This is a genomic window from Nocardia sp. JMUB6875 (assembly GCF_041154655.1).
Taxonomy (GTDB): Bacteria; Actinomycetota; Actinomycetes; order Mycobacteriales; family Mycobacteriaceae; genus Nocardia.
Window position 1 is genome coordinate 1 of the sequence record NZ_BAAFGR010000066.1, and the last position, 25,006, is coordinate 25,006.

Genomic DNA, 25,006 nt, shown 5'->3' on the forward strand with positions numbered 1-25,006 from the left:
ACACCACCCTCTGCGCCGCCGACTGACTCCCGCCTATCCGGGCTCGCATTCTGAGAGAGCGTTGTGGTGGCAGTAATGAACCGGACAGGAATGGCGTGTTCGGGCGTGGCGGCGAAATAGTGAACCTGCTCGAAACCACTCCGATCACCGACCCCGTCACCGAACAAATCGCTCTGCTACCCAACGGCATCCCGGCCACCGGACCACGCTCGTCCCGTAAGGTCCACCCCCGCAGAATCAACAGCGACGAACCGACGGTTCGACTCGACGGCACCAGCGCTGGTCTCCCGGAAAATCCGGTGGCTCGACAGTCGGCTGAACCCTAGGGTCGCGCGGTGACTGAATTCGGAAACGCCGACCCTGGCTCGCAGGTGGAACCGTCCTGGGCCGAGCCGGATTCGCTGCTCGGCTTGATCCAGCGCGGATGGGGCGCGTCGTATCGCAGAGCGATGTCCGAGCCGTCGGCTGCCAGGAAGCTTGTGCTCGATTGCATCGTTCACGATCCGCGCTGGGATCATCAGGTCGAAGATCGGGGCTGGCTGTATGCGACGCTGGTTGCCGAATTGGGCGTCGACTTGCCGCTGCTGCGGGCGGCGTACGCCAAACCCGCTGACCCGCACGGCGATTCGGATGCATGGCTGGCGATCAGCACGCTCGAGTTGCTCGCTCGGCGTGGTAGCGGCGGCGCTGTCGGAGAGTTACGGCATTATCTGCGCACCGGACGAGATCTGGGGCGAGCGATCGACGCGCTGATTCCTTTTCACCAGCACGCCGAAGCCGCGGGCTACCCCCAATCGGCGGGTTGCGCGGGCGCGCAGCACGAAATGCTGCCGACCGCGAGCGGATCTTGCGGGCGGCCGCCGACTCCGGACTCATTCCGAAGAAGTCGACGCTGGAAATCAGCGATGGGTCGTGGGAGGCGATGCTGTGGGACGTCGCCATCGACATCCTCGAGGATCGCACTTTCCCGCTACCGGTACGGATTGCCCTACGCAGGCAGTTGAGGCAACTGCGGTCCGACCGAGCGCTGGCGTGGGCCCGGTCGAACGCCGACCTCGACGGCAATCTGGGAGGTACGGCGCTGGCGCTGCTCACCGAACTCGCCGAAAGGTCTGATGCACCAAGGCTGTTCAGCCTTCTCATGGCGGGCGCGAGCGGCGGCAACGGCTACATCTACGACCAATGCTCCCTGATCGACACCCTCACCCGCCTGGGCCACCGGGCGGCCGTGCCGACGATCGAGGCGATCTTCGACACGACGGTCTACTCCTATCTCCGCACGCGATGCGCCGTTTCGCTGAGCCGCCTCTCGCCAAAATTCGCCAGCGGCCGGGCGGTCGAGTGCCTCACCGACTGTGAGGCCGAGACGCGCGGGGTCGGGATCGCTCATGTTGATGTGTCGGTTTCGGGGGCTCGGGAAGCGTTGATACGCGTCGCCGGGGATGCGATGGAGGAGGACAAGAATCGGCGGGCTGCGGCTGTAAGGGTTCTTTAAGGGAGATGTTGGGGGGCGTGAATACCTTCAGTTTTGTCGAAACAGAGTTCCGGGCAACCGGATTCGTATGGAGGTTGTCATGGGTTCTTTCAGCGGTGGATCCAAGGTTGTTACGGCTATCGGGGCGCCGGTGGCGGCGGTGGCGGTGGGGGTCGCGGCCATGGCGTTGACTGCGGCGCCCGCGCACGCGCAGGCCGATCATCCCGGCGCCTGCATCGTGGTGCAGAACCATGCGGGGCGGACGACTACCGTCAGCATGAACTACCCGGCCGGGTACAACGGCGACTGGACCATTTACCCCGGGGATTTGAGCGTGCTGCTGTACAACGGCGTTGCCGTCAAATCGCCGACCGGGAAGTTCAATATCCAGAAGGATTCGGATTTGCAGGCGGTGTGGAATTACGAAGGTAATCGCGATCGCGATAAGGGTTGCAATGGGTCGTGGGTTGTCACGCTGAACAACTGACGCCGGGAGGGGGCGGTCGCGGGTTCAGCCGGCGGTGCGCATAAGGCCGTGGGCGGTGGCGGAGGCGACCAGATCGCCTGTGCGGGTGAAGATCTGGATTCGACTGTACATGCGGCTGCTGCCGGCGAAGGGGCTTTCGCAGCGCAGTAATAGCCAGTCGTGCAGGGTGAACGGGCGGTGGAAGGTGATGGTCTGGGCTAGTAGGGCGGAAGTGCCGCGGCCGCCGCGCCGGGCGATCTCGTGCTGCGAATAGGGGCGTAGGGCGACAGGGCCGAGGAAGCCCTCGCTGCCGTGGGCCAGCAGGGCGCGGGCGATGCCGGGCAGGTCGGGGGCCTTGTCGCAGCGCATCCACAGGTCGAGGGTCGGGGGGCCCGCGAGATCGGGGGCGAGGGCGTCGGCTCCGCCGGAAGTTCGTACCTCCCAAGGCAATAGCGCGCAGGGTAGTTCCTGGCATTGCTCGGGTGCGGGGATGGTGGCGGGGAGTTCGGAGTGGTGGTCGAGGAAGTCGGGTTCGTCGATGCTCAGCATGACCAGGGCCCGGGCGTGTTCGCGGGCGTCCTGGCGGAAGGTGACCTGGACGGTCGCCAGCGCGCGGCCGGACTGCACGATCTCAACATCCACCTCGACCTCGCGACCGGCATCCCCGCCGCGCGGGAACACCCCATGCATCGACTGGACGGCCATGTGCGGCACCACGCGCTCGGCCGCGACGACAGCCTGGGCGAGGGTTTGACTACCGAGGGTCGTCGGCAGGGTCGAGGTGACATTGCGGGCCAGGAAGCGGCCGGGACCGAGTTCGGTCAGCTCGAGCGCATCGAGCAGATCGCCCAGCTCCACGGTCGGCCACATATGCGTTCCACCTGCCATGGCGACATGCTCGCACAAGGACCAACCCGCGAATTTCGAAGGTATGGCCATTCCCGGTGAGCGGGACAACCATTCGCGTAAACCGCGTGACCGCTGTCCGGCGAATCAGGGCCCGGAATGGTTATCGTCGCGACGCGATGGTCGTGTATCACCCTCGCGGGACACATCTTTCAGGGGCTATGGGTGGCCGCCCATGGCCGTCATGATGAACGCGGGCTCCAGGGCAGGTCGGTCGAGCGGGAGCGACGGCAGCGTGAGGGGGGCCTGTTCCTTACTGCCGTAACAGAAATCGAATCATCATGACCCGCAAGATCGGCCTGGTCTCAGGCCTCGCAGCATCCCTACTCGCACTCGGCGCGCTCCTGGCCGGACCCGCGCCCGCCGACACCTTCGGCACCACACCGGTACACCTCACCACCGATTTCCGGGGTGGATCCAGCTGTCTGGACACCATCAGCGACAACGACCATTCCGACTTCGCGGCCCTGCGCCCGTGTGGCTACTACTCGGGCCAGTTCTGGTACGCCACCGACGCTGGGAACGGCGCGGTGCGCCTGCACACCAGGTTCCGGGGCGACAACATCTGCCTGGATACCTACAACGGCGGCGTGTACGACAATGAGGTGCACTTCGTCGGGTGCGCGAACTACAGCGGCCAGCTGTGGCACTTCGCCTCGGTGAACGGGCACGTCTCGCTGTGGAACGACTTCCGCGGCAACGGCATGTGCCTGGATATCGTCAATGGCGGCAGCCACAATGACCGCGCGCATCTGGCCGCGTGCGGGAACTACACGGGCCAGATCTGGCACGCCTGGTGATCAACCGCGGTCGGCGACGACCAAATGGCCGCTGCTGAGGAACGAACCACGCTTGCCCTCGACACCGGCCACACGAGCGATCGTGAGCAGATCACGATCGCTCGTGACGGTGAAGCCGCGATCGGTCAGCACGGTGGCCATGGCCTCGGGCGTCCAACTGGACCGCTGCGGTTCACGAGCCATTGGATTGGTGCGGCCGGTGAGGGACAGCAGGACTTCCATGGCTCGCCGACCGTAGTGGTAGAGGCGGTTCGGAGTCGGATAGGTGACGATCAGGCGGCTGCCCGCGGCGCTGCGCTTGGCCACCTCCGTGACCGTCTCCCCTACTTCCGCGCGAGTCAGGTAGGGCACGACGCCCTCCCAAATCCAGGTGGTGGGTCGCGATTCGTCGTGGCCCGCCTCGGTCAGGGCGGCGCCGAGTGAGTCCTTGCCGAAATCGACCGGGACGAAACGCACCGCCGCCAGCGGCTCCCGCTCGCCCAGGCGTTCTCGCTTCTCGGCTTGCGAGGCCGGGTGATCCACCTCGAACACCGAAACACCGGACAATTCCGGCATGCGCCAGGCGCGCGCGTCGAGACCGGCACCGAGAATAACCAGCTGCGGAAGTCTCTTCTCCCGCACCGCATCATCGATGGCGACGGTGCGGGCGGCGAGGACTTCCGAAGTGGCGGAGACGAATTCGTACTCCACGCGGGCGCCGAATGCCTTGGGCACCGCCCCGGCGCGCAAATGCTCGACTATCTCGCGCTCGTCATCGAGGAGGAGATCGACCGCGATCGGATCGGAGAAGCGCCCGACCCCCAATCGCCCGTCCGCCACGGCACGGCCCTGGCAGACCAGGATCGCCGTCCGACTCGCTGCACGCTCGGTCATGCGCCCATTATCTGCGCCCGGGCCACGGCACGCGCGACGGCTCGAAGGTGGTGGTGTCGGTCAGGTGCGGGTGGCGGTGATGACGGTGGTGGCGTAGGAGATGGTGAAGCTGCCGCCCATGGTGTCGATGGCGGCGCCGATGCCCGACAGGACGGAGGCGAGGGTGTCTGGAGGGACGACGGTCAGCGCGCCGTGGGTGGGGATCTGGTCGAGCCATTCGTCACGCGAATAGGTTCGCTGCCAGTCGAATTGCCATTGTTCGGGGGCGGTGAAGGCTTGGGCGGCGACGATTCCCGCAGCCGCCTTGTCGTGGATTGCCTGGTAGAGCTCCAGGGCCGGGCGGTCGGCTACGAGAGAGGCCGGGGACTCGGGGAGGAATTCGCGGTAGACGGCGGCGAAGGCGGTCTGGGCTTCGGTGGGCATTTGGGGGACGTTCCAGAAGGCTGCGAAGCGGCCGTTGGGCTCGAGGACGCGGGCGGCCTGTACTGCACCGGCGACGGGATCGACCCAGTGCCAGGCGGTTCCGGAGATGACGGCGTCGAAGGTGCGGTTCGCTGGATCCCAGGCTTCGAAGGTGCCGATCTCGACCTCGATTCCGGTGTCGCGGGCGAAGGCGGCCATGCGGGCGTCAGGTTCGACGCCGAGGACCGTGCATCCCACGTCGCGGAATTGGCGGGCCTCGATGCCTGTGCCGCAGCCGACGTCGAGTACCCGCCTGCCGGGCAGGTCGGCGAGGATTCGCTCGATCATGGCAGTCGGATAGGCCGGGCGGGTGCGGTCGTAGCGGATCGCGTCCGTGCCGAACGATTCGGCCACGTCCCGGGCGCGATGGGGGCTCTGATCGGCGGGTTCGGGGGTGGACGACGGTAGAGTGACCATGCGCCCACTTTAAGTGGGCACTTGCCCACTCGGCAATGGCGCGTGGGTTCGCTCAGAGAGAAGGAGTGCGGGGTGCCCACCGGGGTGGCCATTCGCGATGTGCGGGAGCAGTTGTTCGATGCGGCGGAGCGGATTCTGTTGCGCGACGGGCCCAGTGGGCTGACGAGCCGATCGGTCACGGCCGAGGCCGGATGTGCGAAAGGGGTGCTGCACCGGCATTTCACGGACTTCGACGGCTTCCTCACCGAGCTGGTCGAGGATCGGATCGCGCGGGTGGAGCGGCTGGGAGCGGCATTGCGGGACAAGGCTGGGGACGGTGAGGTGGCCGAGAATCTCGCCGAGGCGCTGACCGGGGTCTTCGAAACGGTGGCGGTGGCCATCGTCAGCCTGGTGACCTACCGCGACGAGTTGCGGGCCCGCCTGCGGCAGCGCAGGCCCGTCGGTTTCCCGATTCTCGGTGAAGCGACCACCCTCATCGCGCAGTATCTGGCCGCGGAGGTCGAAAAGGGCCGCATCGCAAGCACTGTCGACACCGAACTGCTCGCACCCATGCTGATCGGCTCAGCGCACCTGCTCTTCGCCGACCGCACCGCGCCACGCCCCGAGACCGCGGCCGTGCGCACCATGGTCGCCACGGTGCTGGCCGGCACGCTGACGTCCTGAAACAGTGAGACGTCGATCGGTGAAAGTCTCACGGTGAGACCGGTCTTGACACCCTCGCGGGCGGCGGGAAATTTTGCCACCGGCACTTCAGGTCTTCAGCAGGAAAGGTCTCCCACCGCCGTGAGCATCGATCACACGACCCTGTCCCCCGCCGCGGTCGTGACCGCGCTGTGCGCCGAATGGCGCACCGGCACACCGGAATCCATTGCCGAGTTCTTCACCGACGACGCCGTCTACCACAACATCCCGATGCAGCCGTTCGTCGGCAAGCCCGCCATCCTGGAGTTCCTGCGCGGCTTCATCGGCAGCTTCGGCGGCATCGACTTCGATATCCACCACCAGGCCGTCACCGGGAACACGGTGCTCAATGAGCGCACCGACCGATTCACCATCGGCGACAAGCGCATCGAGCTGCCGGTGACCGGGGTGTTCGAAGTGCGCGACGGCCGCATCGCGGCCTGGCGCGACTACTTCGACATGGCCCCGTTCACCGCCATGCAGCAGGACGCCTGAGCGAGCCCGAGCGTCAGAAGCTCTGCCAGGAGGGCTTGTTCTCCACCGCGAACCGGTAGTAGTCGATGGCCTTCAGGTTCTTCGCCGCGTCCGGGTCGACGATGACCGTGACATGCGGATGCATCTGCAGGATCGAGGCCGGGCAGAACGCGGAGACCGGGCCCTCCACCGCGGCGGCGACCGCCTCGGCCTTGCCCGCGCCGGTGGCGATCATGAGCAGATGGTCGGCGTCGCTGATGGTTCCGAGCCCCTGGGTGAGCACGTGCGTCGGCACCTGCGACAGGTCGTCCTCGAAGAAGCGGGCGTTGTCCTCGCGCGTCTTCGGGGTCAGCGTCTTGACCCGGGTGCGCGAGCGCAGCGACGATCCGGGCTCGTTGAATCCGATGTGCCCGTTGGCCCCGATGCCGAGGATCTGCACCGAGATCGGCCCGTTCTCCGCGATCCTGCGCTCGTAATCGGCCGCGGCGGCGGGGATGTCGGCGGCATTGCCGTCGGGGCTGTTGACGTTGGAGTCCTCGAAGTCCACGTGCGCGGTGAACTCGTCGCGAATGAACTGCCGGTAGGACTGCGGATGCCCGGGCGGCAGCCCGATGTACTCGTCGAGCAGGAACGCCTGCACCCCGGCGAAACTCAGCCCTTCCTCGCGGTGCTGGCGAATCATCTCCTGGTAGGCCCCGAGCGGTGAGGAGCCCGTGGCCAATCCGATGGCGCGGGCGCCGCGGCGCACATGGTCGGCCATGATGCGGCCGGCCAGCACACCGGCCTCGGCCGCGTTATCGGTGATCACGAGTTCCATTTCGCTCCGTCCTTGTATACGTCGACAGGGTTGAGGTGGTGGTCGGTGACCAGCACGTCGGCACGCATCCCAGCGTGCAACGCGCCGATCTGGTCGGCCATGCCCAGCAGGCGGGCCGGGGTGGCGCAGGCCGCGGTCGCCGCGGCGCTCAGGTCGACTCCGGCGTGGAAGACCGTGCGGCGCAGCACATCCGCCGCGGTGGCAGTGCCGCCCGCGATCGGGCCCTCGCCGTGCGGGTCGTAGATGCGCGAGACGCCGTCGGTCACCACGACGTCCAGGCTGCCGAGCTGGTAGCGCCCATCGGGCTGTCCGGCGGCGGCCATGGCATCGGTGATCAGCGCCAGATTGTCGGGCCCGATGGTGTCGAAGACCATGCGCACGGTGCCGTCGGCCAGGTGCACGCCGTCGGCGATGACCTCGGCCACCACATCCCCGCGCCCGGCCGCGGCCATGGCGGCGGTGAGGAAGTTGGCGTCGCGGTGCGCGAGTTCGGGCATGGCATTGAACAGGTGGGTGATCGAGACCCGCCAGCCGCGCCGCATGGCGTGCACGGACCGGTCGTAGTCGGCGACGGTGTGTCCCAGGGAGAGAATCACATTCGCGTCGGCGAGCACATCGGCGAGGGCATCGAAGTTGTCGGTTTCCGGGGCGATGGTCACCGACACGATGCGGCCGCCCGCATAGTCGATCAGACGCTCCAGCAGTTGCGGGTCGCCGGGCAGGATGCGGTCCGGATTGTGGGCGCCGCGCCGGTGCTCGCTGATGAACGGGCCCTCGAGGTGGATGCCCGCGAGCAGGCCGTCGTCGATGCCCTTGCCGAGCACGTCGATGCGTTCGCGCAGTTCGGCCTCGGTGGCCGAGACCAGGGAGGCGACCAGCGTCGTGGTGCCGTGCGCGCGATGGAATTTCGCGGCGATGGCGACGCCTTCGGGATCGGTTTCGGGGAAGCCGTATCCGCCGCCGCCGTGGCAGTGCACGTCGATGAGTCCGGGCAGGATGATCGGCGGCGGACCGGCCACGTCGGGCAGGTCACCGCCGAATCCCGTTGCCGGGCCGACATAGTCGAGCCGCGGTCCGTCGAACGACACCACCCCGTCGGCGAGTTCGCCCGCCTCGGTGAGGGTGACGACCCGGCCGCGCAGGGTGGTCCTCACTTATCTCGCCCCAATGCCCTCTGTGCGGCGGCCAGGGCGTCGTCCGCGGTGCGGGCCGAAAGCACCGCGGCCGCAGCGGCTTTGCATTGTTCCAGGGTGACCTCGGCCAGCCGCGCCCGCACCCCGGCCAGGGACCGCGGCGCCATCGACAGCGTCTCGACGCCCAGACCGACCAGCACACAGGCGAATTCGGGATTGGAGGCGGATTCGCCGCACACCCCGACCTTGACCCCGTGGGTGCTCGCCCCGGTGACCGCCATGGCGATGGCCGCCGCGAGCGCGGGCTGCCACGGATTGTGCAGCGCCGCCAGCGAGGACGACATGCGGTCCGCGCCGAACAGGTACTGCGACAGGTCGTTGGTGCCGATGGAGAAGAAGTCGACCTCGGCGCCCAGTTGCCCGGAACGCAGTGCGGCGGCCGGGATCTCGACCATGACACCGCGCGTCTCGAGCCCGGCCTCGGTGGCGCGGGCGGCGAAGTATCCGGCCTCCTCGGCGGTCGCGACCATCGGGGCCATGACCTTGACCGGCGTGCCGGTCTGCTTGGCGGCGGCCGCGATGGCGGAAAGCTGGTCGAGCAGCGCCCCCTCATCGACGCTGCTCAACCGCAGGCCGCGCACTCCCAGCGCCGGGTTCTCCTCAGCCGGCAGATTCAGGAACGGCAGCGGCTTGTCCGATCCGGCGTCCAGGGTGCGGACCGTGACGGGACGGTCGCCCATGACTCGGAAGATCTCGGCGTACTGGTCCGTCTGCTCGGCGACCGTGGGGGCCGATTTGCGGTCCAGGAACAGGAATTCGGTCCGGAACAGGCCGACGCCCTCGGCCCCGAGTTCGACCGCGAGCGCGGCATCGGCGGCCGAGCCGACATTCGCCAGCAGCGGCACCGCGTGCCCGTCGGCGGTGCGGCCCGGGCCGGTCGGCGCGTCCGCCTGCCGCGCGCGGATCGCAAGAACTTCCTCGCGCCGCGCCGCGGTGGGCTCGATCTCGACGACACCGGACGTGCCATCGAGCACCACCTCGGTATCCTCGGCGATCCCCACCGCGTCCGGGGCGGCCACAATGGCCGGAATCCCCAGGGCCTTGGCCAGAATCGCGGTGTGCGAGGTCGGTCCACCCGCCACGGTCAGCAGCCCGATCACCTTCGCCGGATCCAGCGTCGCGGTATCGGCGGGCGCCAGGTCATGCGCGGCGAGCACGAAAGGCGTTGCGCTGTCCGGAATTCCGGGCGGCTCCACCCCCAGCAGCTCGGCCACCACGCGCTGGCCCACGTCCTTCAGGTCCGAGGCCCGCTCGGCCATCATGCCGCCGAGTGCCGCGAGCTGCGCCCCGAAGTGCGCGACCGCCTCGGTGACCGCGTGCGCGGTCGGCGTTCCGCCCCGGATCTCGGCGCGCACCTGATCCAGCAGCGCCGGATCGGCGGCCAGCGCCGAGGTCATGAACAGGATGTCGGCCGCGGGCCCCTTGGCATCGAGCGCCTGGGCCGAGTACCGCGCGGCGACCGTTTCGAAAGCTGCTTCCGCGCGGGCGATTTCGGCCTCGACGTCGCTCCCGGGCGCATCGTTCGGGCTGGTGACCGGCGCGGGCGCCAGCCACTTGACCGAACCGACGGCGATCCCGGGAGCGGCGGCGACACCGCGCACCTCACGCGTCAAGATCTGTCTCCAGCATCTCGACCAGCTTATCCAGGGCCGCCTCGGACCCGTCCTCGGCGTGCAGGGTGACGGTGTCGCCCTGCTTGGCGCCGAGGGTCATCACCTGCAGCAGGCTGTTGGCGGCGATGGGATCCTTGCCGTCCACCGAGATCTGCACGGGGACACCGGCTTCCCCGGCGGCCTTGGCGAACAGGGCCGCGGGTCGGGCGTGCAGGCCGGTCTTGGACGCAACGACGGCGGTGCGTGTGATCATGCTGCGACATTCTCCTTTTCGGTTTCCGCCTCATCGTCCTCGCGACCGGGGGTCTTCAGGTTCCAGCGCTTGATGATGAAGCTGAAGGTGACGTAGTACAGGGCGGCGTAGCCGAGGCCGATCGGGATGAGCAGCAGCGGGTGGGTCGCCTTGCCGAAGTTGAGCAGGTAGTCGATGGCGCCCGCGGAGAAGGTGAATCCGTCGTGGATACCGAGCGCGTTGGTCAGCGCCAGCGAAGAGCCCGTGAAGATCGCGTGGATCAGCAGCAGCGGCCAAGCCACGAAGATGAACGAGAACTCCAGCGGCTCGGTGATACCGGTCAGGAACGCGGTCAGGCCGGTCGACAGCATGATACCGCCGATCATCTTCTTGTTCTCCGGCTTGGCGTGGCGCCAGATGGCCAGCGCGGCCGCGGGCAGGCCGAACATCATGATCGGGAAGAAGCCGGTCATGAAGGTGCCCGCGTGCGGGTCGCCGTGCAGGAACATGGCGATGTCACCGTGGTAGGTCTGCCCGCCGGTGCTGTAGTCGCCCAGCACGAACCAGACCACGGAGTTGATGATGTGGTGCAGGCCCAGTGGCAACAGCATCCGGTTGGCGAATCCGAAGATGCCGCCACCGACGACCGAGTTGTCGGCGACGAAATTGCCCAGCGAGGTCAGCCCGGAGTTGAAGGCCGGGTAGATGAACGACATGACCACGCCGAGCACCACGGCCGCGCAGGCGGTCAGGATCGGCACCAGGCGCCGGCCCGAGAAGAAGCCGAGGTAGTCGGGCAGCTGGGTGCGGTGGAAGCGCTGCCACAGGTACGCGGCGGTCAGGCCGATCACGATGCCGCCGAGGACACCGAAGTTCACCAGCGCCTGAGCGCCTTTCGCGTCCGTCTTGCCCGAGAGCACGACCGGCGACATGGCCTTGAGCACGCCGGTGAAGGCGAGGTAGCCGACGACGGCCGCGAGTGCGGTGGAGCCGTCGGCCTTCTTGGCCCAGCCGATGGCGATGCCGACGGCGAAGAGCAGGGGCAGGTTGTCGATGAGTGCGCCGCCCGCGCCCGCGAGGACGTCGGCGACGGTCTTCATTGCCGACCAGCGGCCGAGCATGTCGTCCTGTCCTAGTCGCAGCAACAGTCCAGCAGCGGGTAGCGTGGCGATCGGCAGCATCAAGCTGCGGCCGAGCTTCTGCAGTCCGGATAGATCGAGCTTCTTACGGGAGCTCTCGACGGCATCGGCCATGGTGGTCCTCAGTCTGTGAATGGAGTCACGCGTACTGTTCAGCGTCAGTTACCGTGACTGGTTATAACCAGACATATACTGGTTATAACCAGTTTTGTCTACTCGACACGCTCGGAGGAAATCATGTCGAAAGCGAATCAAATCGTTGAGGGCCTGGGTGGTCTCGACAACATCATCGAGGTGGAGGGCTGTATCACCCGCCTGCGCTGCGAGATCAAGGACGCGAGCAAGGTCGACGAGAAGGCCCTGAAGGCGGCCGGCGCGCACGGTGTCGTCAAGGCGGGTGCCGCGGTGCAGGTTGTGGTCGGGCCCACGGCCGACGCCCTGGCCGAAGACATCAACGACATGCTCTGAGCGCCATGAGCATCGAGATTCTCGCGCCGCTGGACGGCGTCGCCATGCCCATGTCCGAGGTCCCCGATCCGGTCTTCTCCGCGGAGATGGTCGGGGCGGGCGTGGCCATCGAACCGCTCGACACCGATGCCGCCACCACGGTGGTCGCCCCGGTCAGCGGGTCGATCGTGAAGCTGCACCCGCACGCGGCGGTCATCGTCACCGACGACGGCACCGGCGTGCTGCTGCACGTCGGCATCGACACCGTCGGCAAGTCCGACATCTTCGAGGTGAAGGCCGCCGAGGGCGATAAGGTCAGCGCCGGTGATCCGCTGATCACCTTCTCCCCCAACGCCGTTCGCCGCCTGGGCCTGAGCGCGGCCGTGCCGGTCGTGGTCATGGACAGCGCGCCGGGCTCGGCGAAGAACACCGTGAGCGGGCCGGTCACCACCGGTTCGGTGCTGTTCTCCATGTGACCCGTCGGGTAAGACGAATCGAGCCGCCGCCCCAATCGGGCGGCGGCTCAATCGTTTCGCGGATCTTGTAGCCCGAAGCTGTTGCGGCGCTAGCCGTCTTCGGCCGAGACGGTCATGTACACCTGGTACCGGTCGGCGCGGTACCAGGACTGCGCGTGCTCGACGGCGCGATCACGCGAATACGAGATGCGGTCGAAAGCCAATAGCGGAGAACCGGTTTCGGTGCCCAGCCAGCCCGCGTGCCGTTCGTCGGCGGCCACCGCGCGCACGCTCTGCTCGGCGCGGTCGATGGGGCAGCCGTATTCGCGGGCGAACAGCGCGTACAGCGACTGCGTCAGGTCGTGATCGAGCAGTTCCGGCAGCAGATCCGCCCGGTACCAGCCGTCGTCGATGGACATGGGCAGCCCGTCGGCCAGGCGCAGCCGGACCAGGTGAATCGCCTTGGTATTGGCGGGAATTCCGAGCGCGGTCACCGACGCCGGGGGCGGGACCGCGAAATCGGTGTGCAGCACCACGGTGGAGGGGGTGCGGCCCAGGCGGCGCATGTCATCGGAGAACGAGGCCATGTGCAGGCGCGAGCGGGCGACCCGCTCGGCCACGAAGGTGCCCTTGCCCGGGATGCGGGTGATGACGCCCTCGGATTCGAGCTGGCCCAGCACCTCGCGCACGGTCATGCGGCTGACGCGGTAGTCGTCGCACAACTGGCGTTCGCTGGGCAGCATCTCGCCGGGACGCAGGTTCGCGCACAGGGTGGTCAGCGCCGAACGGAGCTGCGCTTGTTTGGTCACGCGCCCTGACACGTCGATCCGGTCCTTTCCGCCCCCGCCTGCTGCGGGCGCGGTCACTTCTCGTTGCGCGCCTTGGGGAATCGCTTCTGATGCGCGACCCAGCCTGCCATCTTGGCCCAGTGGCCCTGCGCGGGGGTGACCTTGGAGATGAGCTCGCGATCCCATTCCTCGGTCTCGGCCAGCCCGTCGACGGTCTCGACGAGGGCCTTGGCCGCGGCCAGCGAACCCACGACGCGGTCGCCCATGACGCCGTCGGCGCCGACCAGGGTGACGCGGACGCCGACGCGGCCGATGGGCTGCAGCACCGCGGTCGCGGAACCGCCGTGCTCGGCCACGAATCCCTTCACGGAATCCACGACGGACGGCGAGACTTTCTCGGATGCCGGGGCGGCAGTAGCGCTCATGGGAGGCAGTTTACCCACGGGTAATCCAGGGTCTATGAAGCGCCGCACATCTCACACCGGATGCGCCGCCGGATACAGCGCGGGCGCGAGGGTGTAAGAAGGGAAACATGCGCGCCATCCAGGTTTCCGAGCACGGCGGTCCCGAAGTCCTGCGATACGTGGAGGTGCCGGACCCGCAGGTCGGGGCCGGGCAGCTGCTGGTGCGGACCGAGGCCGCCGGAATCAACTTCATCGACACCTACATTCGGACCGGCCGGTACCCGACGCCGGTGCCCTACATCCCGGGCTCGGAAGGTAGCGGCGTGGTCACCGCGGTCGGGCCCGAGGTCACCGAGTTCTCGGTGGGCGATCGGGTGGCGTGGGCAGCCGCGCCGGGCAGTTACGCCGAGCAGGTGGTGGTGCCTGCGGCCGTGGCGATTCCGGTGCCCGACGGGGTGAACGCGGCGACCGCGGCCTCGGCGCTGCTGCAGGGCATGACCGCGCACTATCTGATCGAGTCGATCTACAAGCCGCAGCCGGGTGAGGCGGTGCTGGTGCACGCGGGCGCGGGCGGGGTCGGGCTGATCCTGACGCAGTTGCTCTCGGCGCGCGGGGTCCGGGTGATCACCACGGTCTCCACCGACGACAAGGAGAAGCTCTCGCGCGATGCCGGCGCCTCGGAGGTGCTGCGCTACGACGACGATATCGCCGGGCGGGTACGGGAACTCACCGGTGGTGTGGGCGTGGCCGCGGCCTACGACGGGGTCGGGGCGTCCACCTTCGAGGCGAGTCTGGCCGCGACGCGGGTGCGCGGCATGGTGGCGTTGTTCGGCGGGGCCAGCGGACCGGTGCCGCCGTTCGATCTGCAGCGGCTCAATCCGCTGGGGTCGCTGTTCGTGACGCGGCCGACGCTGGTGCACTATACCCGGGATCGGGCCGAATTGCTGTGGCGCGCAAACGACATCATGAACGCCATCGCCGACGGCACCCTGCACATCCGGATCGGCGGCAGCTACGCGCTCGCCGATGCCGAACAGGCGCACCGGGATCTGGAGGGCCGCAAGACCACCGGTTCGATCGTGCTGGTGCCCTGAAGGAAATCGTTCTGGCGCCCTGACAGGCCCGCCGGTGCCCGAATAGTTTCGGGCACCGGCTTTTTCGTCAGTCGATGTCGCGCCCGGTGAGGCCACGGTAGACGAATCGGGTGAGGGCGTCGATGGCCTGCTCGTCGGTCATCTGCATGCCGCCCTCCTCGACCGCCTGCAACAGCCCGGTCGCGGACTGGAACATCAGGGCCAGGCTGACCTCGGGCGGACCCGGGAGGCGCAGCCCGGCGGGGCCGAATCCGTCGAGGTGGTCGGCCACTTCCTCGCGCTGCTCGGTGGCGAATCGTGCTGCGATGCGGGCGAAGTCGTCGTTGACCAGGGCGGCCTGGCTCACCGCGCGCAGCACCGGCCAGTTGCGGCGGCCGAAGTGCCAGTAGGCCGCGACGTGGTAGCGCACCGATGCCGGATCAGTGAAATCGGCGATGTGCGCCGGGTCCTCGGCGGAGGTATCGCTTTCGTCGGCAAGGTCTTTCAGCAACGCCGACAGCAATTCCTCCTTGCTGGCGAAGTGGTTGTAGAACGAGCCCGCGGCGCGGCCGGCGGCGGCGGTGATGTCGGTGATCTTGGTGTTGAGGTAGCCGCGTTCGGCGAACAGCCGATGCGCGGCATGCTTGAGCGCCTGCTCGGTCTCGGCCGATTTCTCGCTGCGGCGCTGGGCTTTCGCACCCGGGTTGGCTGCCACCTTCCACCTCCTCTTGACAGCGGAACGTACCACCCCGAATACTGAATCTACATTCACTGAATCAATATTCATTTTCGGGAGTCGCCATGAACACGCAGGTCCTCGTCGCGGGAGCCGGGCCGACCGGACTCACCCTCGCCATCGATCTGGCCCGGCGCGGCCTCGCGGTGCGCATCATCGACAAGGCCGAGGAGTTCTTCGCCGGTTCGCGCGGGGACGGCATCCAGCCGCGCACCCTCGAGGTGTTCGAGGACCTCGGCGTGCTCGACGCGGTGCTGGCCCAGGGTGCGCCGCAGGCGCCGCTGCTGATCCATGTGGACGGGCAGTTCGTGATGGAGCGGCGGATGAGCCAGTGGCGCGAGCCCACCGCCGAGGTGCCGCACCCGAATCCGTGGGTGCTGGCCCAAGCCGACACCGAGCGCGTGTTGCGCGAGCGGCTGGCCGAATTCGGGGTGCGGGTCGAATTGGGCACGGCGCTGGTGGAATTCGACGGCGACGAGGACGGGGTGACCGCGGTCCTCGAGCGGGCCGGGGTGCGGGAGCGCGTGCGCGTGGACTATCTGGTCGGCGCGGACGGCGGGCGCAGCACGGTGCGCAAGGCGCTGGCCATCGCGTTCGAGGGCAACACCGACGAGTCGATCCGCATGCTGCTCGGCGATGTCCGCGCCGATGTCCTCGACCACTCGGTCGGGTACTGGTTCTCCGATTCGTCCGCGCCCATGGACGGAATCGCGTTGATGCCGCTGCCGGGTGGGCGGAAGTTCCAGTTCGCCACTGGCCTGGACGCCGACTCCGGCACCGATCTGGCGGTGCTGCAGGATTACGTCACCCGCCGCTCCCGCCGCCACGACATCGTGCTGTCGGAGCTGAGCTGGTCGACGGTGTGGCGGCCGAATGTGCGGCTCGCGCAGCGGTATCGGGTCGGGCGGGTGTTCCTGGCCGGGGACGCCGCGCACGTGCATCCGCCGACCGGCGGGCAGGGTCTCAACACCGGGGTGCAGGACGCCCACAATCTGGGGTGGAAACTCGAAGCCGCGCTGCGGAATCCGGGGCCCGCGAGCGAGGCGCTGCTCGACAGCTACGAGACCGAGCGGCGCGGCGTCGCCGCCCGGGTACTCGGGTTGAGCACGGCACTGCTCGACAAGACCGTCAAGGGCAACCCGGACGCGATGGATCGGGAAGGCACCCATCAGCTCGACATCAGCTACCGGGATCCCGCCGACACCGCGACCGGATTGCGGGTCGGCGACCGCGCACCCGACGCTCCGCTCACCGACGCGAACGGCAGGACCGTGCGGTTGTTCGAGCTGTTCCGCGGTCCGCACGCCACCGAGCTCACGTTCGAGGGTGCGGACTCGAAGATCGTCCGGGTGCTCGCGGCGGAATCGGCATCGGGTGCGGCCGAATTCGTCGATACCGAGGGGTATGCGCGACGCGCCTACGACGCCGCCCGCAACACGCGGGTATTTGTCCGTCCTGACGGGTATGTCGGTCACATGGACAGCTGACCGGGCGGGCGATCCCGAACAGGGGTTTCCGGGGAAGCCCCTGCGAGCACGAGAGTTTCCCGACCCGTGCAGAATGATCATGCTGCCGCGCAAGACGATTCGCCCGGACCGAACATTTTCGGCCACGCGAGGACGCCGCGACCCCGTATGGTGGTCGCGGCGTAGGGTTCGGGCGGCCGGCAGGTAGAGGCATCGGTCAGAGGTGGTCTGGGATGTTGGTGAAGGTCCGTAACGACGACCCGTCGCGGCTGTCGAGCACCGAACGCACCGTGGTGAACTGGCTCAAATCCTGGAGCGGGCCGCACGCCGTGCCCGGGATCGCGGTGGTGCAGTGCCAGGACGCCGACGTGGTGGTGTGGACGCCGCAGACCTGCGTGGTGGTGGGCGTGCACGGCTTCGCCGAGCGGGTCACCGGAACGCTGTCGTGCGCGCAGGACCAGCCCTGGACCGTCGACGGCAAACCCGCGCCGCTCGACGGCGACGCCGATCCGCTCGAGCGGGTGCGGCGGCAGACGGTGGATCTGGCGATGCAGTTGCGCTCCGCGCCCGGGCGTGAGCATGTGCCGGTCAGCGGGCTGGTGTTGCTGGTGCCGCAACTGGGTTCGCGGGTGAAGCTGGAGAAGGGCGCGCTGCCGGCCGGGATCGATGTGCTGATCGGGGACGGGCCGTCCTCGCTGCGGGCGTATTTCACCAAGCTGGCCGAGGGGGCCGCGCCGTCGTGGGATGCCGCGCAGGTCGGGCAGGCGCTCGGGGCGCTCGGGTTCGCCGCCGCGGCAACCTATTCCGATCTGGTGGCCGAGGGGTTCCCGGTGCCGGACTCGGCGCGGGACGCACCGCTGCCGTTCGCGACCCGGGCGACCGAGGTGATGGTGCCGTCGGTGCCGACGACGTATCCGGCCGAGGGACCGGATGATTCAGGCAAACAGGATCCTGCCGGGCAGGGGTCGGAAACCGGTGGCGGGCAGGGTCGTCCCGGTGCGGCCGGGCCGGGCGGCGAAGGCCGTCCGGTCGTGGTGCCGCAGGGCCCCGCTGTGCCGTCGGGGCGGGCGGGGGCGACCGCCCAGTCCGCGATTCCCGCGGCGGCGTCGGCCGCCGAGGCCGCGGCGGCCTATTCCGCGGTCACCGGCATGCCCCCGGTCGGGCAGGCCCCGCACCCGCAGGCCGGGGCCCCGCAGGGTCCGGGCCGCAGTGTCCCGCCGCCGACGCCCGTGCCGGGTATGCGGCCCCCGCAGCCCGCTGCCGCGCCGGGCGGGCAGCCGCCGCGTCCGCCCGCGCCGGGATTTGTTCCTGGACCCCAATCGGCGCCTGCGCCGGGATTCGGTCCCGGTCCCCAATCTGCGTCCGCGCCGGGTGGTTTCGCGCCGCCGGAGCAGCGGCAACAACAGGGGCAGCAGCCGGGGAGCGGGTTTCCGCTGTGGTCCAATCGGCAGTCGACGCGCGGGACCGGGCAGCGGCGGCGCAAGGATGTCCCGATCATCGGCGGGCTGATTCTGGCGGCGATCATCCTGGTCATCGCTATCGCGTGCACGGGCCATACCTCCCGGACTCCGAGCAAGGATCGACAGAACGGTCCGGTGGTGGTGGAGACGACCACGACGACGACCCACACCACCGATCCGACGTTCCCGCGCACCACGATTCCGCCCGCCTGCTTCCCGCTGCAGCCGTGCAACTGACCGCCCCCCCCCGCGCCGAAACTGGGTGCGGGACTACGGCAGTGCCGGGCCGCGGCAGTGCCCTGCTAGGGCGATGCGCGGCTAGAGCGGTGCGCGGCTAGGGCAGTGCGATGTACTCGATGCCGGTCATGGTGCCGAGCACGAGGGAGTCGTTGACGAGCGCGGGTGTGGCGAAGTGCGGGAGTTCCTCGGTTCCGTACTGGGCCAGGACATTTCCGGTCGCGGGGTCGAGGGCGTAGAGGGTGTTGCGGTGCCAGTCGGTGGCCCAGATCCGGTTGGCGGCGATCAGCGGCGGGCCGTTGGCGGGGACGCCGGCGTGCCAGAGCACGGTGGCCGCGCCGGTGGCGGTGACGCGAATCGCGGTGGTGCCGTTGGCGCACGGCAGATAGGCGACATCGTGGTCCACGGCCGCAGCACCGAAGGCGCGGCATCCGGTGAAAGCCGGTGTCCTGGAGGAGATTCCACCCAGGTGTGCGGGATCCAGGATATGGCCGTCGCCGGATTTCCCGGCCATGACGAGGTAGCCGTTGACCGCGGCCGGGTTCATGGTGCCCAGGTCCTTGTCGGCTTCGTTGTCCTGCGCCCAGGTCGCGGGTGCGAAGTAGTCGGTGCGGCGCAGGTCGGGGGTCAGGGCGATGACGGAATCGGTGTCGTCGTAGGCGGATCCGGGTTCGGCGTTGCCGTTGCCGACCGAATAGAACAGCAGGCCATTGATTTCCGCGGGTGGGCCGGGCGCCCAGATGCCGCCGCGGCCGCTGGTCGAGGCCCGGTACCAGGCGACGGCGCTGGTGGAAATGTCCACGGCCGCAACGGCTCCGGTGTAGGTGCCGCAGTCGCCGTAGTTGCCGCCGAAGGCGGCGTAGACGCGGCCGTCGCGGAAGGTGAGGGCGGGGCGTTGCAGGTAGGCGGGCGGGTCGCCGAAGGGCGGGTCGACCGGCACCCGCAGGGTGACCGCGCCGGTCTCGGAGTCGAGGCCGTAGAGGGTTTTGTGCGCGCCGCTGGATTCGGCGATCACGTAGACGCGGTGGGCGGCGGGGTCGTAGGCGGGGCTGCCGGTGATGCCGACGGGGTCGATATTGCCGCAGGGCAGTGCCGATCCGGGCATGGGCTCGGATAGATGGGTGCGCCAGCGGACGGTGTCGCCGGTGACGGCGTAGACCGAATCGTTCTCGGTGGCGGCGATGACGGTGTCGCCCACCACGATCGGGCGTCCGTAGACCGCGCCGTCGAGGGTGATGACCGCACCGGCGGGCGGCGTGCGGGGCACGGTCGGGCCCGGGTCACCACCGCAACCGGCCGCCGCGAGGAGCAGCGCGCACAGCCCGGCGACGGCCATCTTGCCGCGAATGCGCTGTGCCACGGTCTCCCCCATCGGTTCGATCGTCCCCCCGACATGGTGTCACAGATTCCATCGATGAATTCGGGTGCGCCGTACCGTCTACAAGACTATGAGCGAACACATCCTCGAAACCCCCGATGTCGACCTGGCCTACGATCTGCTGGGTCCCGCGCCCGCCGACAGTGCGCATCGCCCGCTGCTGATGATCGGCCAGCCGATGACCGCGGCCGGATTCGCCACGCTCGCTTCGTATTTCCCGGATCGCACGGTCATCACCTACGATCCGCGCGGGCTGGGCCGCAGCATCCGCAAGGACGGCCGCACCGACAACTCCCCGACCGTCCAGGCCGAGGACGTGCACACCCTGCTCACCGCGCTGGATCTGGGCCCGGTCGACCTGTTCGCCAGCAGCGGCGGCGCTGTCACCGCGCTCGCCTTGGTAGCCGCGCACCCCGGCGACATCTCGACCCTGGTCGCGCACGAGCCCCCGATCCTCGGCGTCCTGCCCGACGCGGCCGCGGCCGTGCGCGCCCAGGAGGGTGTCCGCGAGGCCTACCGGGCCAAGGGCTCTTTCGCCGGTATGGCCGCCTTCATCGCGCTCACCTCATGGCGCGGCGAATTCACCGACGCCTACTTCGCCCAGCCACCCGCCGACCCCGCGATGTTCGGCATGCCGACCGAGGACGACGGCACCCGCGACGACCCCCTGCTGTCCGACCTCTCCGACGCCGTCACCGCCTACTCCCCCGACATCGCCGCCCTGCAAGCGGCCCCCACCCGCATCCTCATCGCCGTCGGCGAGGAATCCGCGGGCACCCTCACCGCCCGCACCGCCGAAGCCACCGCCGCCCTACTGGGCTCAACCCCGGTAATCTTCCCCAGCCACCACGGCGGCTTCACCGGCCCCGACTCCGGCTACCCCGGCCAACCCGAACCCTTCGCCGCCAAACTCCGCGAGCTCCTGGCCTAGCCCCGGCGGCGAGAATGCACTGGTGGCGCTAAACGTCGAGAAGACGTGTCCACCAGCGCATTCTCACGGGGTAGGGATTACGCGGGTTGCCACAGTTCGATGCGGTTGCCGGCGGGGTCGGTGACCCAGCCGAAGCGGCCTACACCCTCCATGTCCTGGGTCTCCTCGGCGACATCCGCGCCCTTCGCACGCAGTTGCGCGAGCATCGCGTCCAGGTCGCGCACCCGGAAGTTGAGCATGGTCTGCTGTGCACGCGAACCGAAGTAGTCCGTGTCGGCTTCGAAGGTCGCGAACACGGTCGGCCCGGCCTCCTGAAACCACAGGCCGTGCGCGTCCGCATCCAATCCCAGGCAATCGCGGTACCACGCGCTCAACGCCTCCGGGTCCGCGGCCCGCAGGAAGTATCCACCGATCCCAAGCACCCGCTCCATGCCGCCATCCTGCCAGCCGGACACCGGTTTTCCGGTGATCGACGCTTCCTCGGCTGGGGGATATCTCACAGCTCGGCTGACCGGGCGGGTGGGATGATCAGACGAAAGGCGCTGGGCCGGTGTGGATCACGTGAGACTCGGAGGTGCGCTATGGGGATCGGTGTCGGCGGGGTGCGGGTGGGACACTGGACCGATTCGGTTGGGGAGACCGGAACCACCGTGCTGGTGTTGCCCGAGGGGACGACCGCCTCCTGTGAGGTTCGAGGCGGAGCGCCCGCGAGCCGGGAACTGGATGCGCTGGCACCCGACAAGACCGTGACCACCGTGGATGCCATTGTGCTGACCGGAGGTTCGGCGTTCGGGCTGGCCAGCGCGGACGGGGTGATGCGCTATCTCGAGGAGCAGGGGCGCGGGGTGCCGACACCGGGCGGACGGGTGCCGATCGTCCCCACCCTGGCCCTCTTCGATTTGGGCGCCGGGGATTCCAAGGCCCGGCCGGGTGCCGAGCAGGGATATGCGGCGGCGCAAGCGAGCAGCGGGGAGCAGGTGTTACAGGGCCGGGTCGGCGCGGGCGCCGGCGCGTATGTCGGGCATTGGCGAGGGCCGGACGGGCGAATACCTGGTGGGATCGGTTATGCCGAAAAGCGATTGGGTAAGGTAGTCGTCGCAGCCGTGTGCGCGGTGAACGCCTTCGGCGACATCGATCACGGGACCGCGGAGATCGCCTTCGACGCGCTGGCGCTACTGCAGCACCCCTTCGAATTCACCAGCTCGCGCACCCACACCACGATCGGAGCGGTGATCACCAACGCCCGACTGGACAAGATCGGCTGCCGAATCGTCGCACAGGGTGCGCACGACGGACTCTCGCGTGCCCTGACCCCACCCCACACCCGTTTCGACGGCGATGGTTTCATCGCCGCCGCCACCGGCGAGGTCAGCACCGACGTCGACATCGTGCGCCTGCTGGCCTTGGCCGCGGTCACCGAGGCCATCAGATCGATCGGCGACTGACCGGCTCAGCTCCTGGTCATCCAGACGTGCGTGACAGCCTTCGTGCTGAGCATGTCGGAAACCCGGTACCCGGGCAGCGTGCCGAGATCCTCGAACAACCGCTCGCCCGATCCCAGCAGGATCGGCACGATCGCCACATGCATCTCGTCGACCAGCCCCGCCGCGAGGAATTGGCGAATCGTTCCCGCTCCGCCCGCGAGCCGGACGTCGAGGCCCCCGGCTGCATCGAAGGCGCGCTTCAGCACCGCCTCCGGCGTGTCGCTGACGAAATGAAAAGTGGTGCCGCCCTGCATGGTCACCGACGCACGAGCGTGGTGGGTCATTACGAAGGTGTCGTGGTGGTAGGGCGGATTGTCGCCCCACCATCCGGTCCACGATTCGTCCGGCCATTCGCCGCGCACGGGCCCGAACATATTGCGCCCCATGATGGTCGCGCCGATCCCCATGTCCCCCGCCGCGAGCAGATCATTGTCGGCCCCGACCTCACCACCCTCCGCCCCGCTCATCGCCAGGGCGTAGCGGGTGCGGAAGACCCAGTCGTGCAGCCGTTCTCCCCCGACCCCCAGCGGCGCGTCGGGCCCTTGATCGGGTCCCGCCCCGAATCCATCCAACGAGACGCAGAAGTTGTGGACACGAAGTTTCGGCATGACGCGTTCCTCTCGAACAACCGGGCGGCATTTCCACCCTCACCCAGTCATCGAACGGCGCTCCACGAAATCGACACGACCGTTCAGTCGAAATCCTGCCCGTCCAGCACCCACGTCATGCCGCAGTCGGGATCTTCGATCGCCAGATGCAGGTACCAGATCTCGTCGCACGGGTCCTGCCAGGTGACGCAGCGGATGCGGGCGACGAATCCACCCACGTCGACCGGGTCCGTCGAACCGGCCAGCACGCGCAACAGCCGCCACAGTGCGAGTCGGCCGCGAGCTTCCGAAACCCCGCCATAGGCGGCATCCCCGCCGAAGATTCTGAGCAGCGCGGGGTAGGCGCTGGTGAACTCGACGACCGCAGCCCGCACGGAAGCCGTCGCGTGCCCGCATCCGCCGACCGCGACCTGGTGGGCGATGGCCTCTTCCGCGTTGCCGCGCACGACCGTGACCGAGGGGATCCAGTCCGAGAGTTCGTCTTCCTCGAGCTCCTCGACCCTCCCGGTCCAGCCGTGAAATGCCGAGGCCGCCACCGGTAATGGAAACTCGCCGCGCTCGGGCGGAAAACAGCCGGGTGAGCAGGTCGGGCTGCCAGTGCGCCGCCTCCCACGGTTGCAACGCCAGGGGAACCGACCAGTGCCCGGCTTCCCAGGACCACCGATCGGCGGGCTCCTCGGCTGAAAGGTCCTGTCCGGCCAGGTCTTCCCCGCGCAGAACGCGGGCGTGGGCGACACGCAACCGCAGGCGTGGATCAGTGAGGAAGTTCCTGGCCTCGGACCATGGATGGGACTGCGCGAACATGTCGCATTGATTCTGACCCCAGCCCCACCACCGCTCCTGGGTGCTGGCCTGCGCCAAGGCTTTTGCGGCGGTTTCGGTGTCCGCGTCGAGAAGAACGTTGTACTTCGTCATCGACCATCAGTCCTACCAGCGGCCGGTCGCGGCGGCAGGACCGAACGGTCGTCAGGCCCAGCCGAAGAGGGTGTGGCCGAGGGAGTTCCAGCCGAGGACGGAGTCGACGGCCAGGCCGCAGAAGACGACCGCCAGGTAGTTGTTCGACTGGAGGAACAGGCGCAGCGGCTTGACCGATTCGCCCTTGCGGACGCCGGAGTAGAGCTGGTGGGCCATCAGCAGGAACCAGGCGCCTGCCACGAGGGCGACGGCGGCGTAGATGACGCCGGCGGCGGGGACGAGGGCGAGGGTGGCCAGGACGGTGGCCCAGGTGTAGAGGACGATCTGTTTGGTGACCGTCTCCTCGGTGGCCACGACCGGGAGCATGGGGACGCCCGCGGCCTTGTAGTCCTCCTTGTAGCGCATGGCCAGTGCCCAGGTGTGGGGCGGAGTCCAGAAGAAGATGACCAGGAACAGCACGATCGAGGGCCAGCCGATGGTGCCGGTGACCGCGGACCAGCCCACGAGCACGGGCATGCAGCCGGCCGCGCCGCCCCAGACGACGTTCTGGGAAGTGCGGCGCTTGAGGCCGAGGGTGTAGACGAAGACGTAGAACAGGATCGTCGCTACGACGAGTGCGCCCGAGAGCAGGTTGGCCTGCCACCACAGCCAGGCGAACGACGCCAGGCCGAGGGTGACGCCGAAGACGAAGGCGTTGCGGGTGGGCACCGCTTCGCGGGCGAGCGGACGCTTGGAGGTCCGCTTCATCACCTTGTCGATATCGGCGTCGGCGACACAGTTGAGCGTGTTCGCGCTCGCCGCGCCCATCCAGCCGCCGAACAGGGTGGCCAGGATGAGCCCGATCTTCACCTCGCCGCGCGAGGCCAGCAGCATGGTGGGAATCGTTGCGACGAGCAGCAACTCGATGACGCGGGGCTTGGTGAGCGCGATGTAGGCGAGCACCCGCCTGGTCGCCGCCGACAGCGGGCCGCTGCCCGTGACACGCTCGGCGAGCACCGCCCCGGAGGAGCCGTGAGCGCCACCCGGCTGTTGCCCAATCCGCACTGTTTCTCCTCGCACGCCGTGCATTCTGATCCG

Annotated in this window: 28 protein-coding genes; 12 read left to right on the forward strand and 16 right to left on the reverse strand. The window is 68.5% G+C overall.

Annotated elements, in window-relative coordinates:
* The first annotated feature begins 802 nt into the window (after positions 1-802).
* Complete coding sequence (locus ACAM49_RS18565; protein WP_369636787.1) at positions 803-1,495, forward strand: hypothetical protein; 693 nt, start codon at positions 803-805, stop codon at positions 1,493-1,495.
* Positions 1,496-1,574: 79 nt separating this feature from the next.
* On the forward strand, positions 1,575-1,961 hold the full coding sequence (locus tag ACAM49_RS18570; protein ID WP_369636788.1) for a hypothetical protein: 387 nt from the start codon (positions 1,575-1,577) through the stop codon (positions 1,959-1,961).
* Between the two features lie 24 nt (positions 1,962-1,985).
* On the opposite strand, the gene ACAM49_RS18575 is transcribed toward ACAM49_RS18570, so the two are convergent.
* Positions 1,986-2,828 (reverse strand): acyl-CoA thioesterase, encoded by an 843-nt coding sequence (locus tag ACAM49_RS18575; protein ID WP_369636789.1) that lies wholly within the window; start codon positions 2,826-2,828, stop codon positions 1,986-1,988.
* 299 nt (positions 2,829-3,127) lie between these two features.
* On the opposite strand from ACAM49_RS18575, the gene ACAM49_RS18580 reads away from it, so the two are divergent.
* Complete coding sequence (locus tag ACAM49_RS18580) at positions 3,128-3,646, forward strand: RICIN domain-containing protein (RefSeq protein ID WP_369636790.1); 519 nt, start codon at positions 3,128-3,130, stop codon at positions 3,644-3,646.
* On the opposite strand, the gene ACAM49_RS18585 is transcribed toward ACAM49_RS18580, so the two are convergent.
* Together ACAM49_RS18585 and ACAM49_RS18590 are read right to left on the reverse strand one after the other, a co-directional pair.
* Entirely contained in the window at positions 3,647-4,519 is an 873-nt protein-coding gene (locus ACAM49_RS18585; protein WP_369636791.1) for a class I SAM-dependent methyltransferase, read from the reverse strand.
* Positions 4,520-4,579: 60 nt separating this feature from the next.
* Entirely contained in the window at positions 4,580-5,398 is an 819-nt protein-coding gene (locus tag ACAM49_RS18590) for a methyltransferase domain-containing protein (protein WP_369636792.1), read from the reverse strand.
* A 72-nt stretch (positions 5,399-5,470) separates the two neighbouring features.
* On the opposite strand from ACAM49_RS18590, the gene ACAM49_RS18595 reads away from it, so the two are divergent.
* The gene (locus ACAM49_RS18595) at positions 5,471-6,061 is read left to right on the forward strand and encodes a TetR/AcrR family transcriptional regulator (RefSeq protein WP_369636793.1); all 591 of its coding nucleotides are present in this window, start codon (positions 5,471-5,473) and stop codon (positions 6,059-6,061) included.
* Positions 6,062-6,220: 159 nt separating this feature from the next.
* On the forward strand, positions 6,221-6,574 hold the full coding sequence (locus ACAM49_RS18600; protein ID WP_369636826.1) for a limonene-1,2-epoxide hydrolase family protein: 354 nt from the start codon (positions 6,221-6,223) through the stop codon (positions 6,572-6,574).
* Between the two features lie 13 nt (positions 6,575-6,587).
* On the opposite strand, the gene nagB is transcribed toward ACAM49_RS18600, so the two are convergent.
* From nagB to ACAM49_RS18625, 5 genes are read right to left on the reverse strand one after another with little or no spacing between them, the layout of a single operon-like run.
* The gene (gene nagB / locus ACAM49_RS18605; RefSeq protein ID WP_369636794.1) at positions 6,588-7,370 is read right to left on the reverse strand and encodes a glucosamine-6-phosphate deaminase; all 783 of its coding nucleotides are present in this window, start codon (positions 7,368-7,370) and stop codon (positions 6,588-6,590) included.
* On the reverse strand, positions 7,358-8,524 hold the full coding sequence (locus ACAM49_RS18610) for an N-acetylglucosamine-6-phosphate deacetylase (RefSeq protein WP_369636795.1): 1,167 nt from the start codon (positions 8,522-8,524) through the stop codon (positions 7,358-7,360). The genes nagB and ACAM49_RS18610 overlap by 13 nt, the downstream gene beginning before the upstream one ends.
* On the reverse strand, positions 8,521-10,176 hold the full coding sequence (ptsP, locus tag ACAM49_RS18615) for a phosphoenolpyruvate--protein phosphotransferase (protein ID WP_369636796.1): 1,656 nt from the start codon (positions 10,174-10,176) through the stop codon (positions 8,521-8,523). The genes ACAM49_RS18610 and ptsP overlap by 4 nt, the downstream gene beginning before the upstream one ends.
* Positions 10,166-10,429: an HPr family phosphocarrier protein gene (locus ACAM49_RS18620; RefSeq protein ID WP_369636797.1), complete on the reverse strand. Its 264-nt coding sequence runs from the start codon at positions 10,427-10,429 to the stop codon at positions 10,166-10,168. The genes ptsP and ACAM49_RS18620 overlap by 11 nt, the downstream gene beginning before the upstream one ends.
* Positions 10,426-11,661 carry a PTS transporter subunit EIIC gene (locus ACAM49_RS18625; protein ID WP_369636798.1) on the reverse strand — a complete coding sequence of 412 codons (1,236 nt, stop codon included), beginning with the start codon at positions 11,659-11,661 and terminating at the stop codon, positions 10,426-10,428. Before ACAM49_RS18625 ends, ACAM49_RS18620 begins: the two co-directional genes overlap by 4 nt.
* Before the next feature lie 123 nt (positions 11,662-11,784).
* Here ACAM49_RS18625 and ACAM49_RS18630 point away from each other — a divergent pair, with 123 nt between their 5' ends.
* Complete coding sequence (locus tag ACAM49_RS18630) at positions 11,785-12,015, forward strand: PTS glucose/sucrose transporter subunit IIB (RefSeq protein ID WP_281033324.1); 231 nt, start codon at positions 11,785-11,787, stop codon at positions 12,013-12,015.
* A 5-nt stretch (positions 12,016-12,020) separates the two neighbouring features.
* On the forward strand, positions 12,021-12,470 hold the full coding sequence (locus ACAM49_RS18635) for a PTS glucose transporter subunit IIA (protein ID WP_369636799.1): 450 nt from the start codon (positions 12,021-12,023) through the stop codon (positions 12,468-12,470).
* An 89-nt stretch (positions 12,471-12,559) separates the two neighbouring features.
* Here the strand turns inward: ACAM49_RS18635 and ACAM49_RS18640 are convergent, their stop codons facing one another.
* Positions 12,560-13,258, reverse strand: a complete 699-nt coding sequence (locus ACAM49_RS18640) for a GntR family transcriptional regulator (protein WP_369636800.1) — start codon at positions 13,256-13,258, stop codon at positions 12,560-12,562.
* A gap of 53 nt (positions 13,259-13,311) precedes the next feature.
* On the reverse strand, positions 13,312-13,662 hold the full coding sequence (locus ACAM49_RS18645; protein WP_369636801.1) for a hypothetical protein: 351 nt from the start codon (positions 13,660-13,662) through the stop codon (positions 13,312-13,314).
* Between the two features lie 107 nt (positions 13,663-13,769).
* Here ACAM49_RS18645 and ACAM49_RS18650 point away from each other — a divergent pair, with 107 nt between their 5' ends.
* Positions 13,770-14,735 carry a quinone oxidoreductase gene (locus ACAM49_RS18650; protein WP_369636802.1) on the forward strand — a complete coding sequence of 322 codons (966 nt, stop codon included), beginning with the start codon at positions 13,770-13,772 and terminating at the stop codon, positions 14,733-14,735.
* Positions 14,736-14,802: 67 nt separating this feature from the next.
* Here ACAM49_RS18650 and ACAM49_RS18655 read toward each other — a convergent pair whose 3' ends face one another.
* Positions 14,803-15,429 (reverse strand): TetR/AcrR family transcriptional regulator, encoded by a 627-nt coding sequence (locus ACAM49_RS18655; RefSeq protein WP_369636803.1) that lies wholly within the window; start codon positions 15,427-15,429, stop codon positions 14,803-14,805.
* A gap of 86 nt (positions 15,430-15,515) precedes the next feature.
* Here ACAM49_RS18655 and ACAM49_RS18660 point away from each other — a divergent pair, with 86 nt between their 5' ends.
* A complete protein-coding gene (locus ACAM49_RS18660; RefSeq protein ID WP_369636804.1) occupies positions 15,516-16,937 on the forward strand; it encodes an FAD-dependent monooxygenase in 1,422 nt (473 codons plus the stop codon).
* 212 nt (positions 16,938-17,149) lie between these two features.
* A complete protein-coding gene (locus ACAM49_RS18665) occupies positions 17,150-18,613 on the forward strand; it encodes a hypothetical protein (RefSeq protein WP_369636805.1) in 1,464 nt (487 codons plus the stop codon).
* A 97-nt stretch (positions 18,614-18,710) separates the two neighbouring features.
* Here the strand turns inward: ACAM49_RS18665 and ACAM49_RS18670 are convergent, their stop codons facing one another.
* On the reverse strand, positions 18,711-19,985 hold the full coding sequence (locus ACAM49_RS18670; RefSeq protein WP_369636806.1) for a PQQ-binding-like beta-propeller repeat protein: 1,275 nt from the start codon (positions 19,983-19,985) through the stop codon (positions 18,711-18,713).
* A gap of 76 nt (positions 19,986-20,061) precedes the next feature.
* On the opposite strand from ACAM49_RS18670, the gene ACAM49_RS18675 reads away from it, so the two are divergent.
* Positions 20,062-20,922 (forward strand): alpha/beta fold hydrolase, encoded by an 861-nt coding sequence (locus tag ACAM49_RS18675; protein WP_369636807.1) that lies wholly within the window; start codon positions 20,062-20,064, stop codon positions 20,920-20,922.
* A 77-nt stretch (positions 20,923-20,999) separates the two neighbouring features.
* Here the strand turns inward: ACAM49_RS18675 and ACAM49_RS18680 are convergent, their stop codons facing one another.
* Positions 21,000-21,353, reverse strand: coding sequence for a VOC family protein (locus ACAM49_RS18680; protein ID WP_369636808.1), 354 nt, complete (start codon positions 21,351-21,353; stop codon positions 21,000-21,002).
* 150 nt (positions 21,354-21,503) lie between these two features.
* Between ACAM49_RS18680 and ACAM49_RS18685 the strand changes: the two genes are divergently transcribed.
* Positions 21,504-22,367, forward strand: coding sequence for a P1 family peptidase (locus tag ACAM49_RS18685; protein WP_369636809.1), 864 nt, complete (start codon positions 21,504-21,506; stop codon positions 22,365-22,367).
* Between the two features lie 5 nt (positions 22,368-22,372).
* On the opposite strand, the gene ACAM49_RS18690 is transcribed toward ACAM49_RS18685, so the two are convergent.
* The 3 genes from ACAM49_RS18690 to ACAM49_RS18700 all read right to left on the reverse strand — a co-directional run bounded on the left by ACAM49_RS18690 (position 22,373) and on the right by ACAM49_RS18700 (position 24,973).
* Positions 22,373-23,014 carry a dihydrofolate reductase family protein gene (locus tag ACAM49_RS18690; RefSeq protein WP_369636810.1) on the reverse strand — a complete coding sequence of 214 codons (642 nt, stop codon included), beginning with the start codon at positions 23,012-23,014 and terminating at the stop codon, positions 22,373-22,375.
* Between the two features lie 83 nt (positions 23,015-23,097).
* On the reverse strand, positions 23,098-23,550 hold the full coding sequence (locus ACAM49_RS18695; RefSeq protein WP_369636811.1) for a hypothetical protein: 453 nt from the start codon (positions 23,548-23,550) through the stop codon (positions 23,098-23,100).
* 430 nt (positions 23,551-23,980) lie between these two features.
* Entirely contained in the window at positions 23,981-24,973 is a 993-nt protein-coding gene (locus tag ACAM49_RS18700) for a heme o synthase (RefSeq protein WP_040809349.1), read from the reverse strand.
* Between the last annotated feature and the right edge of the window lie 33 nt (positions 24,974-25,006).